Source organism: Methylomonas sp. MgM2 (genome assembly GCF_054172045.1).
The window spans coordinates 119,984-137,510 of record NZ_JBSYXO010000003.1; the positions used below are offsets into that span (position 1 = coordinate 119,984).

Genomic DNA, 17,527 nt, shown 5'->3' on the forward strand with positions numbered 1-17,527 from the left:
TACCCTTTACAATTGAATTCCAGAGAAAGCCATGAAGCCCAGAGACATCAATCCGGCTGTAATGAAAGTGATCCCTAAACCTTGCAATGCAGCAGGTATATCACTGTATTTCAGTTTCTCGCGCACACCGGCCATCAAAGTGATCGCCAATGCCCACCCAAACCCTGAACCGATACCGTACACGACACTTTCGTTGAAATCGTAGTCGCGTTCGATCATGAACAAACTGCCCGCCAAAATCGCACAGTTAACGGTAATCAAAGGTAAGAAGATACCCAATGCGTTGTACAAAGCCGGAAAGAATTTATCCAAGGTCATTTCCAGGATCTGAACCAACGCTGCAATCATGCCGATACAGCTGAGCAAGCTCAAGAAGCTCAGGTCCACACCGGTGATACCCATCCAAGACAAGGCATCTTCTTTCAGCAGGGTTTGATAGATGAAGTTGTTGGCAGGAACGGTCAAAGTTTGCACCACCATCACGGCTATCCCTAGACCCATGGCGGTGGAGATTTTCTTGGAAACCGCCAAGAAAGTACACATGCCCAGGAAGAAGGACAGGGCCAGGTTTTCGATGAAAACCGCTTTAACAAACAGGCTGATATAAGCTTCCATTAGTGGTGCCCTCCTTCACCGTGGGCAATCGCCATGATTTTGAACTCGTTATGTTCGATCTGTTTCGGCTTCCAGGTACGGAAGGCCCAAATGATCAAACCGATCAGGAAAAATGCGCTCGGGGGCAACAGCATCATACCGTTAGGCACATACCAACCGCCGTCTTTAACCAACGGCAGGACGTCATAGCCTAACAATTTACCGGAACCCAGCGTTTCTCTGAAAAAGGCAACCAACACCAGAATCAAGCTATAGCCCATGCCGTTACCAACACCGTCGATAAAGCTTTGCAGCGGTGGGTTTTTCATCGCATACGCTTCGGCTCGGCCCATCACGATGCAGTTGGTGATAATCAGACCGACAAATACCGACAGCTTTTTACTGATTTCGAAAGCAAACGCTTTCAAAACCTGATCAACCACGATAACCAACGACGCGATGATGATCATCTGAATGATGATACGAATACTGCTGGGCGCGTGATGGCGTACCGCGCTGATCGCGGCGCTCGAGCACGCAACAACCGTCGTCAAGGCAATCGCCATGATTAACGAAGTCGACATTTGAGAAGTCACCGCCAACGCCGAACAGACACCCAATACCTGCAAGGTAATCGGGTTGTTATCGACCAACGGCTCGAATAACACCTTTTTAGTTTCTTTATCCATGATTACCTCCTAACCATTTGATCTGACTTTGTTTAGATAAGTGGCGAAACCTTCTTCACCCATCCAATATTGGATCAGATTGCTAACACCACGACTGGTTAAAGTGGCACCGGCCAAGCCATCGACTCTATAAACAGCATCCGGACGACTGGTATCGACGGAGCCTTTTACAAGAGACAACGCCACGTCGCCATTTTCACCATAGACTTTCTTGCCTTTCCATAAAGCACGCCAGTTAGGGTTGACCACCTCGCCGCCCAGACCAGGCGTTTCGCCTTGGTCGTACAAATTGATGCTTTGCACGGTTTGCCCGTCGGCTTCCAAAGCCAAGAAGCCGTACATGGTGGACCACAAGCCGTAGCCGCTGACGGGCAAAATGATCGATTGCAGTTGATCGCCGCTTTTCACCAAAAACACCTTGGCGACATTAGGCTTGCTGCGAATGCTGGCGACATCTTTATCAGCCGGAATCGCTTCGCTCAGAGCCGGGTCTTTGGCGGCTTTGCGTTGATCGTATTCATCGACGTTGCCATCCACATATTCGCCGGTCGCCAAATCCACCAATTTAGCTTCGATGCGGTCTTTAAAAGCTTGGTCGATATCGGTACTTTCGTCTAACAAACCGGCCACATCCAGAATATTTTTCTTCATGTCCAGCGCTTTGTTATAGCTTTGCAACGGTCTCAACGCGACGGTCGCAAGCGATACCAATACCGCGCACACCAAGCACAAGGCTAACGCCACAGCGATGGTTTTTTCCAAACTATCGTTACTCAGCGCCAGGACACGGTCTGCATAGACACGGAATTGTTCGTAATATTTACAAAGCTGCTCGTTATACTTGCAGGTCTTCTTTTCAGCGTTATGCATGGCGTTTGATCCTTCTTCTAATATTTGCTTGAACAACAAAGTAATCAATCAAAGGAGCAAACATGTTTGAGAAAAGAATCGCAAGCATCATGCCCTCTGGAAAAGCAGGATTGACTACCCGAATGATCACTACCATACAACCGATCATGATTCCGTAAATCCAGCGACCGGTATCGGTCACGGCCGCGGAAACCGGATCGGTGGCCATGTAAACCATACCGAACGCGAAACCGCCCAATACCAAATGCCAGTACCATGGTGTCGCGAACATATGATTGGTGCTGCTGCCGATCACGTTCAACAGAGCCGACATCGCGATCATCCCTATCATGACCCCGCCCATGATGCGGTACGACGCGATGCGGGTGTACAATAAAAACGCGGCGCCCAATAAGCAAGCCAAGGTCGAAGTTTCGCCCATGGACCCGGGAATAAAACCCAAGAAAGATTGAAACCAGCCGTAAGTGCCGGCAATATTGTCGACACCGCCTGCAGCACCCAAGGACAAAGCCGTCGCGCCGCTGAAACCGTCCACCGCGACCCAGACCGAGTCACCCGAAATCGATGCGGGATAAGCAAAGAACAAGAAGGCGCGACCGGTCAAGGCCGGGTTCAGGAAGTTTTTGCCGGTACCGCCGAAAACCTCTTTACCCAATACAATGCCGAAGGAAATACCCAGGGCCACTTGCCATAAAGGCATATCGGGCGGCAGGATCAGGGTATACAGCATAGAAGACACTAAGAAGCCTTCATTGACTTCATGTTTGCGCACGGTTGCAAACAGCACCTCCCAAATACCGCCCACGGCCAACGTGGTGATGTAGATCGGAAAGAAATACAGCATGCCGTGCACCAGGCAAGACAACGGGTTGTAAGGGCTGTAACCGAACAATATCATCGGGATACGGCGCCAGTTATCGATGGAGGTTTTACCCATCGCTTCCATCGCCAAATTCGCTTGATAACCGGTGTTATACCAGGCCATCAAGATACAGGCCGCCGTCGCAAACACGACAAAAGTCATCGTGCGTTTCAGGTCGTTGCCGTCGCGAACGTGAGTCTTACCGCGCGTTACATCGGACGGGGTATACATAAAAGTATCCACCATCTCGTAGAGACCGTAGTACTTTTCGAATTTACCGCCCTTTGTAAAATGCGGCTCTATGCTATCTAAAAAGTCTCTAGCCGACATTTATCCTTCCTTCTCGATTTTAGTTAAATTAGCTCTAAGCACGGGTGCGAAATCGTGTTTGCCCGGATCGACAAATGTGAACAACGAAACGTCTTCTTCGTCCAATTCCAGACAACCCAATAATTGCGCTTGATCGGTATCCCCCACAACAATCGCTTTCAATAAAGGTGTGGCCAGAATATCCATCGGCATCACGGATTCGTAGACGCCGACCGGCACGATCGCGCGATTACTGCCGTTTTTATCGGTAGTCAACGGAAACAGCCGACCTTTTTGGCGATCACGGCTAGATACATAGACGTTCATCGCCGAGTATTTGTTTTGGCCCGGCACAATCCAGCCGAAGAATTCGCGCTCGCGACCTTCCTTCAAAACAGATACTTGCATACAGTTGGCACCCAAGAATGCAACCGGGCCGGTAGCTTGATGACCGTAAAGTACGGAACCTGAAATGACACGGTTTTCAGCGTCCGCATGCAATTCGCCTGCGACCAAGTCTTCCAGATTGGCTCCGACTCGAGTGCGCACCAAACGAGGATTTTTGACGGTAGGACCGGCCAAAGAAACCACTCTTTCGACGTTCAATTTACCGGTGGTGAACAATGCACCAATGGCGATGACTGATTGATAGTCGATGTGCCAAACGAATTTGTTGGCGTTAACGGGATCAATAAAGTGGATATGCGTGCTGGGCAAACCGGCCGGATGAGGCCCGGCGAACTCCGCTACTTGCACGGCCCCGTTGCCGCTGACGTCGGCACCCGCCGCTTTGCAAAGATAGGTTTTACCGTTAGTCAGTTTGGAAATGACTGTCAAACCATTAGCAAAATCGCTAGCGCGTTCTCTAATGATCACGGAGGGATCTGCCGCCAATGGCCGGGTATCGATCGCCGTAACGAAAATTGAACTCGGTGTGCCGTCGATCGCCGGAACTTTTCCGTAAGGGCGAGTCACAAAGGATGTCCAAAGGCCGGAAGCCAACAGATTCTCCTTAACTTGATCGGCGCTCAGCCCCGCCAAATCGCCTTCTTTATAACTGGCGAACGATTCCTGGTCTTTACCTTTGAGCTCGATGACGACCGATAACAAGGCGCGTCTTTCACCTCGATTTATAGCGCTGACGACACCGGCGCCCGGCGAAGTAATGTTAACGCCCGGATTTTTCTTATCGGAGAATAGAACTTGGCCCAGTTTGACCTTATCCCCTTCAGCCACCATCATTTTAGGCTTCAGACCGACATAATCCCCACCTAAAACGGCAACGGATTTGACGCTGTTACCATCGCTTATCTGTTGTTCGGGCCCGCCCGTGATAGGCAAATCCAAACCTTTTTTAATTGTAAATTGCATAATTGATACGCCTGCTCTCCAGACAAATTGCAGCCAAAAGCCCCCCGAGAACGACAAAACTCGAAGAACAGTTCAAGACATAAAACCGCACCATTACATCACAACTTAAAATCCGACTCAATGGCCAAAAAGGCCTAGACATTTATCCGGACGCCTCGAAAAAAATGATAAGTTCGATATGCGGAGCATCAAATATCGACCGTCTTGTTTATGTCAAAAGCCGCTACAGTTCTGCGCCCTACATAGCCTCGGGTATTACTCAATATGCGCGCATCGGCAATTCGATAGTCTCCCATGTTATGCACGTGACCGTGAAACCAAGCCGCTATTTCATATTCGTGAAATAACCATTTCAAATCGTTGCAATATGCCATTTTCTTCAATGAGTTCGGCGTCTCTATCCAACTCCATTCGGTCGGAGCGTGATGGGTAACGACCACCGTTTTTCCGGGAAACGGTTGAGCCAACTGCTTTTCCAGCCAAGCTTTCGATTCTTGGTGCAATGCCGAGAAATGAGACTGATTGAAAGCATTTTCGTTGAAACGGATTTTTCTAAAATCGTTTAAGGTCTTGCCTATGGCCTCGGCTTTTTCGTCGCCGTCTACGTACAAGTCCGTCCATAAGGTACAACCCAGAAAGCGCACACCTTGAAAGATCAATTGATCCTTTTCAAGGAATTTAATGTTCGAGTCCGCGCACTCTCTTCTTAACGCGGCCATTACCTGCCGGTACTCGCAATTGTAAAACTCGTGGTTACCGGCTACGTAGATAATCGGCTTGTCGATCGCCTTAAGCCAAGCCGCCCCTTGATCAAACACGCCTATGTCGCCGGCGGCGACGATAATGTCGGCGTCGGTATCCGGCGGACTTTGCTCGCCGAACTCAAGGTGCACATCAGAAAAGTAGTTTATCCGCACAATTTGCTCTTTCGTCTAACTAGTAAGGGGGTATAATTCACAATCCAAAGTGATTTACTTGGTATTTTTCAGATAACTTCGATTTTTTGCAAACAATTCTATGTCGATTAGCCCCAGAAAACACACACAACAAGTATCGGTTGGAAACATCAAAGTCGGTGGCGGCGCGCCTATCGTCGTGCAGTCCATGACGAATACCGATACCGCTGATGTTGCAGGAAGCGTTAACCAGATTATGGAATTAGCCACGGCAGGTTCTGAAATGGTCAGAGTGACGGTCAACACCGAAGAAGCGGCCAAAGCGGTCCCGGAGATTGTCAACCAACTTACCCAGAAAGGCTTTACCACGCCTATTATCGGCGACTTCCACTTCAACGGCCATAAGTTATTAGAGAAATACCCCGAATGCGCGCAAGCGTTATCCAAATACCGCATCAATCCCGGCAACGTCGGCAAGGGTAAAGCCCGCGACCCGCAGTTTCAGCAAATGATAGAATTTGCCATTCAATATAATAAACCGGTGCGCATTGGCGTCAACGGCGGCAGTTTAGATCAGGCGGTATTGACTCGTTTACTGGATGAAAACCGCCAATTAGCCGAGCCGAAGGAGTTATCGGCCATCACTCGCGAAGCGATTGTCTTATCGGCGTTGGAAAGCGCTGCCAAAGCAGAAGAGCTCGGCCTAAACAAAGATAAAATCATCTTGTCCTGCAAAATCAGCAACGTGCAGGAACTGATCAACATTTATGAAGACCTTTCCAACCGTTGCGACTATGCATTACATCTGGGATTGACAGAGGCCGGCATGGGGTCGAAAGGCATCGTCGCTTCCTCGGCCGCCTTGGGCGTGCTGATGCAGCAGGGCATAGGGGACACCATCCGTATTTCATTAACACCGGAGCCGGGTTCCGCGCGCACCAAAGAAGTGATCGTTGCCCAGGAAATCCTGCAAACCATGGGCTTCCGCTCATTCACGCCCATGGTCATCGCCTGCCCCGGCTGCGGACGCACCACCAGCGATTATTTCCAACATCTAGCGCAAGACATCCAAGCTTATCTGCGCGAGCAAATGCCGGTTTGGAGAACCAAATACAAAGGCGTGGAAAACATGGAAGTCGCCGTCATGGGCTGCGTCGTCAACGGTCCCGGCGAAAGTAAAAACGCCAACATTGGCATCAGTCTGCCCGGCAGCGGCGAATCGCCCGTGGCTCCGGTCTATGAAGACGGCGTCAAAACCGTTACGCTGAAAGGCGACAATATCGCCGGTGAATTCCAAGCATTGGTCGAAAAATATATCGAATCGCATTACAGCACGCACTAAATTTAGTGTCGTAACGGCTAAATGCAGAGATGAACATCGGAGGGCTATTAAGCAATAGCTAAAGCGATTGCACTCCCGGATTGCGATTTCGGAGTAAAAAGCTTTAGCTTTTTTGTGCAAAAGCAGAAGCTTTTGCACTCCTTGCCGGGTATTGATCATACGATATAAACATCGTATCTAAGCAATTTACCCTGAAAACTCTCGCTAGGCTTGCCGCCCATAGGCTCGGCGTAATCCGGGCTCTTAACGACAACTCGACGGCCGGTGGCGGCTATCGCCGCCTCGAACAAGGCTTCTCGATCCAAATCGTCACCCAGGATATCGTGTAATATCGCCATCGATTTGCGCGTCGCCGCCGATTTTTTGCGTTTAGCCGGAAACATCGGATCCAGATAGATGCAATCCGGCTTTTCCGGTAAATTAGCCAGCAACTCGATCGAATTGCCGATCAGTAATTCGGGGGCTTGCAAACCGCGCCTTTGCACCCAGTCCTTTTCCGCCAAGCGTTTATAACCGTCCATGATCAAAGCGGCCATAACCGGCGAGCGCTCGATGCTGGTCACCTGATAGCCCATCCGAAACAGCGACAAACTATCCTGCGCCCAGCCGGCCGTGGCATCGACAACGATTTGCGTCTTTTTGCCGACGGCTTGCGCCAGCAGGTCTTTTTTCGGTGCCGGATAGGAATGTTGTTCGCCCGGCCGCGGGTCGATTTCGACAAACAAACCGCCTTTTCTCAGGGTTTGTTTGTCCAATAATTTCAAACAGCCGTCGCGATAGCAAAGAAAAAAATCGTAATTACTTCTCTCGGCAGCAGAAAAAAGTGTCAAAGGGAATTCCAAGCGCTCGGCCAGCGCCTGCAGCGAGCTGTCGACCAGATCGGCATACAATAGGGCAATATTGCTCATCGAATAACGCCGGGTAAGGGTTACACCCTCCCTCGGCCTAGCTCTAGTTTATTCGGTGGAAACCGCTTCCTCTTGATTTTTCAAAGCCGCATCCAAAGTATGCCAAGCCAGGGTTGCACATTTGACCCGGGCCGGATACTCGCGTACTCCGGCCAATACCGCCAATTTACCTAGCGCTTCCAGGTTGATTTCCTCCGTTTTACCGGTGGTCATTTCATGGAATTGCTTGAATAGCGTCTCCGCTTCGTCTTCCGTCATGCCTTTGACGATTTCGGTCATCAAAGACACCGAAGCCGTTGAAATTGCGCAACCCGAGCCCTGAAAACTGGCATCTTTAATCACATGGTCGTCTATTTTCAAAAACAAGGTCAGCTTGTCGCCGCACAAGGGATTGAAACCGTTCACCCGGCGGTTGGCATCCTCCATGATGCGGAAGTTGCGCGGATTGCGGTTGTGATCGAATATGACCTCTTGGTATAGGTCCCTCAGTTCTTCAAACATTAGCCAAATACCTCTATTAAGGATTTGATGCCTTGCATCAATACGTCAATTTCTTCACGGGTATTGTACATCGCGAACGAAGCCCGCGCGGTGGCCGGTACCCCGTAAAAATCCATGACCGGCATCGCGCAATGGTGGCCCGCGCGGATCGCGATGCCCAGACTGTCCAGCATCGTGCCGATATCGTGCGGATGAATATGGTCCAGCGTGAACGACAGGATACCGCCCTTATGCTGCGCCTGGCCAACGATATTCAGGCCTTTGATTTGCTCGGCTTGTTCAGTCGCGTAAGCCAACAATTCGGCCTCGTAAGCGGCGATATTGTGCATGCCGATAGTGTTCAGATAGTCGATGGCAGCCCCCAAACCGATGACTTCGGCTATCGCCGGCGTACCGGCCTCGAATTTCCGCGGCACGCCGGCATATTCGGTTTTTTCGAAAGTCACCGTGCGTATCATATCGCCCCCGCCTTGGTACGGCGGCATGGCTTCCAGCAGCGCTTTTTTTCCATAGACGACGCCGGTACCGGACGGCGCGTACATTTTGTGCCCGGAAAAAACATAAAAATCGCAATCCAAAGCCTTGACATCCACCGGCATATGCGGGATGGCCTGAGCACCATCCAGTAAAACCGGAATATTTTTCGCATGGGCTGCGGCAACGATTTGCTCCACCGGATTAATCGTACCCAACGCATTAGACATGTGGGCGATAGAGACCAGTTTGGTGTTATCGCCCAGCAACTTTTCGAATTCTTCGAAAATTAATTCGCCCTTTTGAGTCATCGGCGCCACCTTTAGCACCGTCCCGATCTGTTGGCACAACATCTGCCACGGCACAATGTTGGCGTGGTGCTCCATGGCGCTAATCAGGATCTCGTCTCCGGCTTTGAGCTGCGAGCGGCCGTAACTTTGCGCAATCAAATTGATGCCTTCCGTCGCCCCGCGCACAAAGATGATTTCCTTCTCGCTAGCGGCATTGATGAATGCCCTGACCTTCTCCCGCGTCGCTTCGAAACGATCGGTGGATCGTTCGCTTAGCGTATGCACGCCGCGATGGATGTTGGCGTAATCGTGCGAATAAACGTGGGCAATCGTATCAATCACCGTCCGTGGCTTCTGACTGCTGGCCGCGTTGTCAAGATACACCAGCGGCTTGTTGCGTACCTTTTCCTGCAGAATCGGAAAATCGGCACGGACTCGTTCGATTGGAAATGTGGTCATTGCTAAAATTTGTCTCTATTTAAAAAACTGGGTTCTTTTGATCGATCATGTAAGTCCGCATAAACAAGCCGCCGTTTTGTGCAAGGACGGCTTTACAGTTCCATGGTCGGAAAGCGCGCCAATAACTGCCGCAACAGCAAGGCTTTCAGCTCCGCGTTTTCGACCTTGTCGATCATTTCGTTCGCAAACGCAAAGGTCAGAACGTTTCTAGCGGCGTCTTCGTCCAGACCGCGCGATTGTAGATAGAATACCGATTTCTCTTCCAGCTGTCCGACAGTCACCCCGTGCGAACATTTGACGTCGTCGGCGTAAATCTCTAGCTGCGGTTTGGCATCGACTTCGGCGTCCGCGGACAACAGCAGATTCCGATTATTCATCTCGGAATCCGTCTGCTGGGCGTCTTCGGCCACAACAACGCGGCCTTGAAACACCCCTCGCGCCCTTTTATCCAGCACGCCTTTATAAAACTCACGGCTTACGCCTTGCGGTTTCAAATGATTAATCCGGGTATGGTTGTCGATATGCTGTCGGCCGCCACCGACATACAAGCCATTTACGTAGCATTCGGCGGCCAATTCCAAATCACTGCGTATATCGCTCCTGGCTAATAAGCCGCCAAAGGCGAAATTATGATGGCTAAGCCGGCTGTTGGGCGCTTGTTTGGCATAGGTACCGCCAAAGTGGCAAGCCTTGCCGCCTTCAAACTGCAGTTTGTGCAGCGTCAAGCCGGCCCCATGCCCCAAAAAGCATTCGTTGACCACCGCGGAAAAATAAGCATCCGGGCATCCGATGTAGGTTTCGATGATTTCCGCTTCCGCGCATTCATCGAGCACCAACAGATTGCGGCTGGCCGCCAAGGCATCGCTTGCATTTACCACATGCAAGATTTGCAAAGGCTTGCCCAATCGCCGTTTAGCGCCAATTTCAATCACGACGCCGTCGCCAAACCACGCGCCGTTGAAAGCGATCAAGCTGTGCTCGCCATTTCCAACCGCTGTTCCCAAGCGCTTTTGCGCGGCGGCGGGATGGCTGCGCAGGTTTTGTATCGACACGTCGTCCGGCAGACCGCTCAGGCGAGACAGCGCTTCCGAAAAAAGCCCATTGACCAACACGATGCTCCAGGCGTTCTCCAATCGATAGTCAGCCAACCAAGCTTCATCGACCGACATCGCTTGAACCGGCGCAAACAGGGTCTTAGTCAATAACGATAAATTGGTGTATCGCCATTCTTCGTCACGCGGATTCGGAAAACCGTGAGCCTCGAACGCTTTTATTCCGTCCTCCCTAAATTGCTGCAACCAAGGTAGATCCTTACCCGGCAACGACGCGACAGCGGAATGATAAGCCGTTAAATAGGAATAAGTGGACTGATCCGCCGTTATCATGCCGCTTGCCCTTCCAGCCAACTGTAGCCTTTTTCCTCCAATTCCAGCGCCAGCTCCGGCCCGCCGCTCTTGGCGATGCGGCCTTCCGCCAGAACGTGTACCACGTCGGGCTTGATGTAGTTCAGCAGTCGCTGGTAATGGGTAATCATCAAGAACGCGCGGTCCGGCGAACGCAAGGAATTCACGCCTTCGGCGACGATGCGCAAGGCGTCGATATCCAAACCGGAATCGGTTTCGTCCAGTATGCACAGCTTAGGCTCCAACACCGCCGCCTGCAGAATTTCATTGCGTTTTTTCTCGCCGCCGGAAAAGCCTTCGTTGACCGCACGGTACAAGAATTTTTCATCCATTTGCAATAATTTGACTTTGCTTTTGACCAAGGTTAGAAAGTCCATCGCATCGACTTCCGGCAGGCCATGATGTTTTCGCATCGCGTTCAAGGCCGCCTTCAGCAAGTAAATGTTACTGACTCCCGGAATTTCGACCGGATATTGGAAGGCCAAAAACACCCCTTCACGCGCACGTAGTTCCGGTTCCATCTCCAGCAGGTCTCTACCGTTGTAAGTCACTTTGCCCTCGGTGACGGTATAACCCGATTTTCCGGACAGAACATGGGACAAGGTGCTTTTACCCGCACCATTTGGCCCCATGATGGCATGCACTTCACCTGGTTTGATATCCAGAGACAAACCTTTCAAAATGGGTTTGTCGCCGACTGAAACATGCAAATTTTGTATGCTAAGCATTTTTCTGATTCTCTATAATTAAGAAATTTCGCGATGAGCGTGTTTGGGTATAGCCGTGCCGTTTGCTAAAACCGTTTGACAAATGGCACCTAGCGGCAGATGACTCAAATTTTTCTCGGAAAACGGGTTTTGCAATTCGAAACCGATTCGATCCAAGGATAGCAATGGGTAAGCGACCAAAGCCGTGATAAACGTCGACATTACCCATCCGGACTCGATCAATGACAACGGCAACAAGAATAAATAAAGCAAAATAAAGCGCCGCGTCTTGATCGCGTAAACCAAAGGCATCGGGGTTTTCAATATGCGTTCACAACCGCCTACGTAATCGATCAACAATGCACGTTGTTTTTCAAGCTCGGCCACGATGATGGCATCGAGTTGACGGTTAACTCGCGCCAGTTCGAGCAAACCGGTTATATTTCCGCTAACCCACATCGGCATATGTTGAGCTTGTTTTAACTGGATCATTTCAGCGTCGCTCAGCAAATCTTTGAGCTCGTCGAACATCGATTGTTGGCGCAATGATTCCTTAACCGAAAACGGAAAAGTCATAATCCATTTTGTCATTTCCCGTCGCCATTGTTCGTCGGTGGCTCCGTAATTCCAAGCCATCAACAGCAAATTCCGACTCTGATTGACGATTCCACCCCATAATTTTCGCGCCTCCCACCACCGATCATGACCGGCGTTGGTTCTGAAAACCAATACCAAACCCAATACGGCGCCGATATATTCGAAAGGTGTGATATCCAGATGCGGAAATGGATAAAGGCGCTCGTTGGCCAGAAGCACGATCCAGTTATAACAAACGACGGTCAGCACGCCTGGGATGATTCTCGGCGTAACCGAGCCCCGCCAGGCCAATGCGCCGCGAAAAAATCCCGGATGTTCTTCCCGATTAAAAATCTGGCCCGAAAGCTCCGATTTACGCTGCCAAGATCGCAACACAAGCACTCCTTATCCGACAGCCCCTTCCAAACTTATTCCCAGCAACGCTTGCGCCTCTACAGCGAACTCCATCGGCAGCTCCTTGAACACTTCTTTACAAAAACCGTTGACGATCATCGACACCGCGTCTTCCGGCGACAAGCCGCGTTGCTGACAGAAAAACAACTGATCTTCGCTGATTTTGGAGGTCGTCGCCTCGTGCTCGACTTGCGCGGAAGGTTGCTTGACCTCCACGTAAGGAAAAGTATGCGCGCCGCATTTATCGCCGACCAACAATGAATCGCACTGGGTATGGTTGCGCGCATTGCTCGCCGACTTGGCGACTTTGACCAGACCGCGGTAGGTATTTTGCGCACGGCCCGCGGATATACCCTTGGACACAATGGTACTGCGGGTGTTTTTGCCGATGTGTATCATCTTGGTGCCTGTATCGGCTTGCTGCAGATTATTGGTCAAGGCCACCGAATAAAACTCGCCGACCGAATCGTCTCCGAGCAAGACGCAGCTAGGATATTTCCAAGTGATGGCCGAACCGGTCTCGACTTGAGTCCACGACACTTTGGAATTATGGCCGCGGCATTCGGCACGCTTGGTAACAAAATTATAAATACCGCCTTTGCCGTCTTTGTCGCCCGGATACCAGTTCTGTACGGTCGAATATTTGATTTGGGCGTTATCCAATGCGACCAATTCGACCACGGCCGCATGCAACTGGTTTTCGTCGCGCATGGGGGCGGTACAGCCTTCCAAATAAGACACATACGAGCCTTCGTCCGCGATGATCAGTGTGCGCTCGAATTGACCGGTATTGGCGGCATTAATCCGAAAATAGGTCGACAACTCCATCGGACACCGCACGCCTTTGGGAATGTAAACGAAGGAGCCGTCGGTGAACACCGCCGAATTCAACGCCGCAAAGAAATTGTCGCCCGGCGGCACGACGGTGCCGAGATATTGTTGAACCAAATCCGGATAATCGCGCAAGGCTTCCGAGATCGGGCAGAAAATCACACCGGCTTCTTTCAGTTTTTCTTTGAAAGTAGTAGCAACGGAAACGCTGTCGAACACGGCATCGACTGCAATGCCGGCCAAGCGTTCTTGTTCATCCAATGGGATGCCGAGTTTTTTATAGGTTTCCAGCAACTCCGGATCCACCTCATCCAAACTCTTTGGCCCGTCTTTTTTTGACTTCGGCGCCGAATAATAACTAATAGCCTGGTAATCGATCGGATCGATTTTAAGTTGCGCCCAGTCGGGCTCAGACATCGTTTGCCAGTGACGAAACGCTTTTAGCCGATATTCCAACATAAACTCGGGCTCGTTTTTGACTATAGATAATCGACGAATCACATCTTCATCCAAACCGGGCGGAAATGTCTCGGCTTCGAGCTCGGTAAAAAAACCTTGTTTATATTTCTGACTGATCAGATGTTCGATCTCTTGTGCTGTAGCTGACATAGGCGCTCTTGATAAATTTAACGATATAAGCGATTGACGGGAATGCTGACTTCGTCCGGCTGCTTGAACGGCATGATCATATCGGCCAAAGTCACGGATTCCAGCGCATGCGCAATCTTCTGGTTAATTAAATGCCAGTTGCCTTGAATCCGACAGCCGCTGGCTTGATCGCAGCCTTTGTGCGATATGGAACACTCGGTCAACGCAATCGGTCCCTCCAACGCACTGATGACGGTCGCAACCGAAATTTTTTCCGGATCCCTCGCCAAGCTATAACCGCCTTTGGCGCCGCGTGTCGAAGACAAAACACCCGCCCTCGCTAAAATCTTCAATATTTTACTCACAGTCGGCAACGCAATTCCCGTTGTTTCGGCAAGCTCCAATGCACCATGTATCCGGCATTGGTCCTTGGCGATAACACTTAGAATCACTGTTGCGTAATCTGTCAGTTTACTTAGCTTTAGCATGATAATTCCTTAATTGGGACTATTTTAGTCTTATTTAATTCCCGAGTAAAGACCTAGGTTATTCTTGTATGCCGTTTGGCTCCGTCAGACAGATTTTTTCACGAATGGAACCTTACAACGAAAATCGAATCACAAAATTAAGCAAATTTTCAACCAAGTTAGCCACCGTAGATTAAATATAATGTATAAAGGGCGTATTACCTGGCATTGGCATTAATCATCAAATGCCGAAAATTCAAATGCAACAAACGGCATTCGTCCATTGAGTTTGATATTTATTAATCGTTTCGAGAAACTATTTGTGAATACGCGCCGATTCTTTCCAATGTTCTTGCTACTGTCTTTGCTTGTCCAAGCCGACATTAGTGCCGCACCTTCCTCAAACGAAGAGAACGTTTCCGAAGCAATTACCACACTGCTCACAACTAAGCAGAACGTGCTGTTGGTAAAATCCGATTTTTCCGCTCAATTCGACCAATTGAGCAACCTTTACCGATTAAATGACAACCAATTGTTATGGCTCGGCAAAAATTATTCTTTATCCACGATTGAAAAGGCTTTATCGCTTTTAGCAAAGGCCGACGAGGACGGGCTAGACCCCAAGGACTACGACACCGAAATCTTGCGCCAGCATTTCGAACTCGCTGCGACCATACCGGAGAATGCAGTCCACGAGCTAGCAAAATTTGACACCGCCCTGTCCATATCATTATTGCGCTTTATTAATGACTTACATAACGGCAAAGTTAGACCGCAGGAATTCGGTTACCCCGCCGAATTTGGGAACAAAACAGCATTGAATGCGGCAATGCTGATTAAGCAAAGCCTCGAACAAGACACTCTAGAACAAATCCCGGCAGCCGCGGCTCCTCAGTATGAGCAATACCGTAAATTGAAACAGGCTTTAAGCAAATATCGCAAAGCATCTAGGGAGACTAATTTTCAAACGTTAATGATCGACAAACCCTTACGCCCAGGCGATTATCACCCCCAAATCCCCGAGTTGCACCGCCGCCTCATTACACTTGAGTTACTGCCTCCGACGCCAACCAATCCGAAAACCTCATCGGAGAAACGTTACTCCAAGTCGCTTGTGGAAGCGGTAAAAGAATTCCAACGCACAAACGGCCTCCAAGTCGATGGCATCATCGGTCAGCGTACGGCTGAACTGCTTAATCTTTCTACCGAGCAAAAGATCCAGCAAATTGAGTTAGGCATGGAACGATTGCGGTGGCTACCCGATAATTTAAACGGCCCGTTGATTGTAGTGAACATCCCTGCGTATCGGCTTTGGGCATTCGATTCATTGAATGCCCCGGAAATGTTAAGCATGAAGGTCATTATCGGCAAAGCCTTGAGAAATCAGACGCCCGTGTTGTTTGAACCAATGAAGTATCTGGAGTTCATGCCTTACTGGAACATCCCTAGAAGTATCATGACCAAGGAAATATTACCCAAGCTGTATAACAACTGGGGATACTTACAAAACCAAGATATCGAACTGGTTCAAGTATACGAGGGCAATTCCGGATCTTGGGACAATATTTTCGATGACATAAAACGCGGCCGAGTGCGCGCGCGCCAGCGCCCCGGCAAAAAGAACCCGCTTGGCAAAGTGAAGTTTATCTTCCCGAACAAAGCCGACGTTTACCTGCACGACACTTCGACACCCAGTTTATTTAATCGAAGCCGCCGCGACTTCAGTCACGGCTGCGTCAGAGTTGAAAAAGCCGAAAAGCTGGCCGAATTTGTACTCGGACATCAGCCGAACTCCGCATGGAACCAAGAAAATATTCGAGAGGCAATGGATGGCCCCAAAACCCGTCGCGTCCCCTTAAAAAACGCCATTCCCGTATTGTTTTTCTACACCACAGTCTTTATCGACCAGGACGACCGCCTAAATTTTTACCCGGACATATACGATCAAGACGCCGCCTTAGAAAAAGCCTTGGGCAGGTTCCCTTATCCGGGAAACAGTAGCGTATTAACGGCACGCCGGTCTAATAGCGGTTAACATTGCCGGTCGAAAGACGCGCCGACGGGATTGCGCCTTAGGATATCGTCCAAAATAACTTCCCGATATGGCAATAGTCACTGGGGACGTACCGAATGAGGATGTCGGCAGCAAGGATGCTGCCGTCGAGCCTCCACGGAAGGGTTCACGGCGTTCCTCATTCGGTATGCCCCAGGGTTCGCACCGGCAAAACGGGAAGTTGTTTTTGGCTTAATCCTTAGAACGGATTACCAAGTTCTGAATTTTCCGGTATCGAGATGAACAAAGTCCGATTTCGGGTAATAACCCACACCACCGCGGCGCAAGGACAATGCTGCGTCCCGGATATGCCTGATATCGTAGCCTTCTAAACGAATGTCAATCGCTCTGCCTTGCATGTGCAAACTGTTATTGGCAACTCCGGAACTATGACTACGTAGTTCAGCATTGGTTTGCGGCGAACGATAACCGGAAATGATATGAAATGGACGATTTATATGCAGCATTAGCTTCAATTCATGCAATTGATCGAGCAACGCAGTATCTATCGGAAACACATCACCCGTACGGAAATCCCTTAACAGAAAGTTAATCTCCTGCAAAGCCGATTTAACATAACGGCCTTTTTCAAAGTAGGTTAATTTCAGTTTGTCGCCGGTATGGGTATTTTCAAACGCCAATGTTTTATGTATTGGAAAGCGAGCCTTTGCAGCCTCGGCCATAAGAGGCGAACCCAATGTCAATAACGACCCGCAGGCCAAATTTCGAATAAAACGGCGCCTGGACAAAACGACGTCACTGTCGTCACTGGTTCGGTTTACTAAAATTCGTTGCAGCATAGTGTTTGTAAAATCTTAACTTCCGTAAACAAGATAGAATAAATTATCAATAAAATCAATTATAAATCACAAAAACATCATCTTTTACCTTCGCTGTTACAGTATCACATATATCTAAAAAAC

General features: G+C 49.8%; 17 protein-coding genes. 2 read left to right on the forward strand and 15 right to left on the reverse strand.

The annotated features are described in order from the left end of the window. Positions 1–6: 6 nt before the first annotated feature. From nqrE to ACW73I_RS03795, 6 genes are all read right to left on the reverse strand, one after another. Positions 7–615, reverse strand: a complete 609-nt coding sequence (gene nqrE, locus ACW73I_RS03770; RefSeq protein WP_458027886.1) for an NADH:ubiquinone reductase (Na(+)-transporting) subunit E — start codon at positions 613–615, stop codon at positions 7–9. Further along, the gene (locus tag ACW73I_RS03775; protein ID WP_458027887.1) at positions 615–1,283 is read right to left on the reverse strand and encodes an NADH:ubiquinone reductase (Na(+)-transporting) subunit D; all 669 of its coding nucleotides are present in this window, start codon (positions 1,281–1,283) and stop codon (positions 615–617) included. Before ACW73I_RS03775 ends, nqrE begins: the two co-directional genes overlap by 1 nt. 9 nt (positions 1,284–1,292) lie before the next feature. Then, positions 1,293–2,153 (reverse strand): Na(+)-translocating NADH-quinone reductase subunit C, encoded by an 861-nt coding sequence (locus ACW73I_RS03780; protein ID WP_458027888.1) that lies wholly within the window; start codon positions 2,151–2,153, stop codon positions 1,293–1,295. After that, positions 2,146–3,345, reverse strand: coding sequence for an NADH:ubiquinone reductase (Na(+)-transporting) subunit B (locus ACW73I_RS03785; RefSeq protein ID WP_458027889.1), 1,200 nt, complete (start codon positions 3,343–3,345; stop codon positions 2,146–2,148). The genes ACW73I_RS03780 and ACW73I_RS03785 overlap by 8 nt, the downstream gene beginning before the upstream one ends. Continuing rightward, a complete protein-coding gene (locus ACW73I_RS03790; RefSeq protein ID WP_458027890.1) occupies positions 3,346–4,695 on the reverse strand; it encodes a Na(+)-translocating NADH-quinone reductase subunit A in 1,350 nt (449 codons plus the stop codon). 188 nt (positions 4,696–4,883) lie between these two features. Further along, positions 4,884–5,612, reverse strand: coding sequence for a metallophosphoesterase (locus tag ACW73I_RS03795; RefSeq protein ID WP_458027891.1), 729 nt, complete (start codon positions 5,610–5,612; stop codon positions 4,884–4,886). A 100-nt stretch (positions 5,613–5,712) separates the two neighbouring features. Here ACW73I_RS03795 and ispG point away from each other — a divergent pair, with 100 nt between their 5' ends. Next, a complete protein-coding gene (gene ispG / locus ACW73I_RS03800) occupies positions 5,713–6,933 on the forward strand; it encodes a flavodoxin-dependent (E)-4-hydroxy-3-methylbut-2-enyl-diphosphate synthase (RefSeq protein ID WP_458027892.1) in 1,221 nt (406 codons plus the stop codon). Between the two features lie 155 nt (positions 6,934–7,088). Here ispG and ACW73I_RS03805 read toward each other — a convergent pair whose 3' ends face one another. The 8 genes from ACW73I_RS03805 to ACW73I_RS03840 form a co-directional block, all read right to left on the reverse strand. Further along, positions 7,089–7,841, reverse strand: a complete 753-nt coding sequence (locus tag ACW73I_RS03805) for a class I SAM-dependent methyltransferase (protein ID WP_458027893.1) — start codon at positions 7,839–7,841, stop codon at positions 7,089–7,091. Positions 7,842–7,889: 48 nt separating this feature from the next. Continuing rightward, entirely contained in the window at positions 7,890–8,342 is a 453-nt protein-coding gene (sufU, locus tag ACW73I_RS03810; RefSeq protein WP_458027895.1) for a Fe-S cluster assembly sulfur transfer protein SufU, read from the reverse strand. Then, positions 8,342–9,565, reverse strand: a complete 1,224-nt coding sequence (locus ACW73I_RS03815) for a SufS family cysteine desulfurase (protein WP_458027897.1) — start codon at positions 9,563–9,565, stop codon at positions 8,342–8,344. Before ACW73I_RS03815 ends, sufU begins: the two co-directional genes overlap by 1 nt. A gap of 92 nt (positions 9,566–9,657) precedes the next feature. Next, complete coding sequence (gene sufD / locus ACW73I_RS03820; protein ID WP_458027898.1) at positions 9,658–10,950, reverse strand: Fe-S cluster assembly protein SufD; 1,293 nt, start codon at positions 10,948–10,950, stop codon at positions 9,658–9,660. Then, entirely contained in the window at positions 10,947–11,705 is a 759-nt protein-coding gene (gene sufC, locus ACW73I_RS03825; RefSeq protein ID WP_458028022.1) for a Fe-S cluster assembly ATPase SufC, read from the reverse strand. The genes sufD and sufC overlap by 4 nt, the downstream gene beginning before the upstream one ends. A gap of 9 nt (positions 11,706–11,714) precedes the next feature. Then, on the reverse strand, positions 11,715–12,647 hold the full coding sequence (locus ACW73I_RS03830; RefSeq protein ID WP_458027899.1) for a bestrophin family protein: 933 nt from the start codon (positions 12,645–12,647) through the stop codon (positions 11,715–11,717). A 9-nt stretch (positions 12,648–12,656) separates the two neighbouring features. Continuing rightward, positions 12,657–14,105 carry a Fe-S cluster assembly protein SufB gene (gene sufB, locus ACW73I_RS03835; protein WP_458027900.1) on the reverse strand — a complete coding sequence of 483 codons (1,449 nt, stop codon included), beginning with the start codon at positions 14,103–14,105 and terminating at the stop codon, positions 12,657–12,659. Between the two features lie 17 nt (positions 14,106–14,122). Then, a complete protein-coding gene (locus ACW73I_RS03840) occupies positions 14,123–14,572 on the reverse strand; it encodes an SUF system Fe-S cluster assembly regulator (protein ID WP_458027901.1) in 450 nt (149 codons plus the stop codon). Positions 14,573–14,897: 325 nt separating this feature from the next. Between ACW73I_RS03840 and ACW73I_RS03845 the strand changes: the two genes are divergently transcribed. Then, on the forward strand, positions 14,898–16,586 hold the full coding sequence (locus ACW73I_RS03845; RefSeq protein WP_458027903.1) for a L,D-transpeptidase family protein: 1,689 nt from the start codon (positions 14,898–14,900) through the stop codon (positions 16,584–16,586). Between the two features lie 227 nt (positions 16,587–16,813). Here ACW73I_RS03845 and ACW73I_RS03850 read toward each other — a convergent pair whose 3' ends face one another. Beyond that, complete coding sequence (locus ACW73I_RS03850; RefSeq protein ID WP_458027905.1) at positions 16,814–17,404, reverse strand: YcbK family protein; 591 nt, start codon at positions 17,402–17,404, stop codon at positions 16,814–16,816. Between the last annotated feature and the right edge of the window lie 123 nt (positions 17,405–17,527).

Bases quoted from the DNA above. Each gene is read 5' to 3' on its own strand.
- ACW73I_RS03815 (WP_458027897.1), bottom strand. From the start codon at position 9,565: ATGACCACATTTCCAATCGAACGAGTCCGTGCCGATTTTCCGATTCTG.
- ACW73I_RS03805 (WP_458027893.1), bottom strand. From the start codon at position 7,841: ATGAGCAATATTGCCCTATTGTATGCCGATCTGGTCGACAGCTCGCTG.
- nqrE (WP_458027886.1), bottom strand. From the start codon at position 615: ATGGAAGCTTATATCAGCCTGTTTGTTAAAGCGGTTTTCATCGAAAAC.
- ACW73I_RS03845 (WP_458027903.1), top strand. From the start codon at position 14,898: ATGTTCTTGCTACTGTCTTTGCTTGTCCAAGCCGACATTAGTGCCGCA.
- ispG (WP_458027892.1), top strand. From the start codon at position 5,713: ATGTCGATTAGCCCCAGAAAACACACACAACAAGTATCGGTTGGAAAC.
- ACW73I_RS03850 (WP_458027905.1), bottom strand. From the start codon at position 17,404: ATGCTGCAACGAATTTTAGTAAACCGAACCAGTGACGACAGTGACGTC.
- ACW73I_RS03840 (WP_458027901.1), bottom strand. From the start codon at position 14,572: ATGCTAAAGCTAAGTAAACTGACAGATTACGCAACAGTGATTCTAAGT.
- ACW73I_RS03785 (WP_458027889.1), bottom strand. From the start codon at position 3,345: ATGTCGGCTAGAGACTTTTTAGATAGCATAGAGCCGCATTTTACAAAG.
- ACW73I_RS03790 (WP_458027890.1), bottom strand. From the start codon at position 4,695: ATGCAATTTACAATTAAAAAAGGTTTGGATTTGCCTATCACGGGCGGG.
- ACW73I_RS03780 (WP_458027888.1), bottom strand. From the start codon at position 2,153: ATGCATAACGCTGAAAAGAAGACCTGCAAGTATAACGAGCAGCTTTGT.
- sufB (WP_458027900.1), bottom strand. From the start codon at position 14,105: ATGTCAGCTACAGCACAAGAGATCGAACATCTGATCAGTCAGAAATAT.
- ACW73I_RS03775 (WP_458027887.1), bottom strand. From the start codon at position 1,283: ATGGATAAAGAAACTAAAAAGGTGTTATTCGAGCCGTTGGTCGATAAC.
- sufU (WP_458027895.1), bottom strand. From the start codon at position 8,342: ATGTTTGAAGAACTGAGGGACCTATACCAAGAGGTCATATTCGATCAC.
- sufD (WP_458027898.1), bottom strand. From the start codon at position 10,950: ATGATAACGGCGGATCAGTCCACTTATTCCTATTTAACGGCTTATCAT.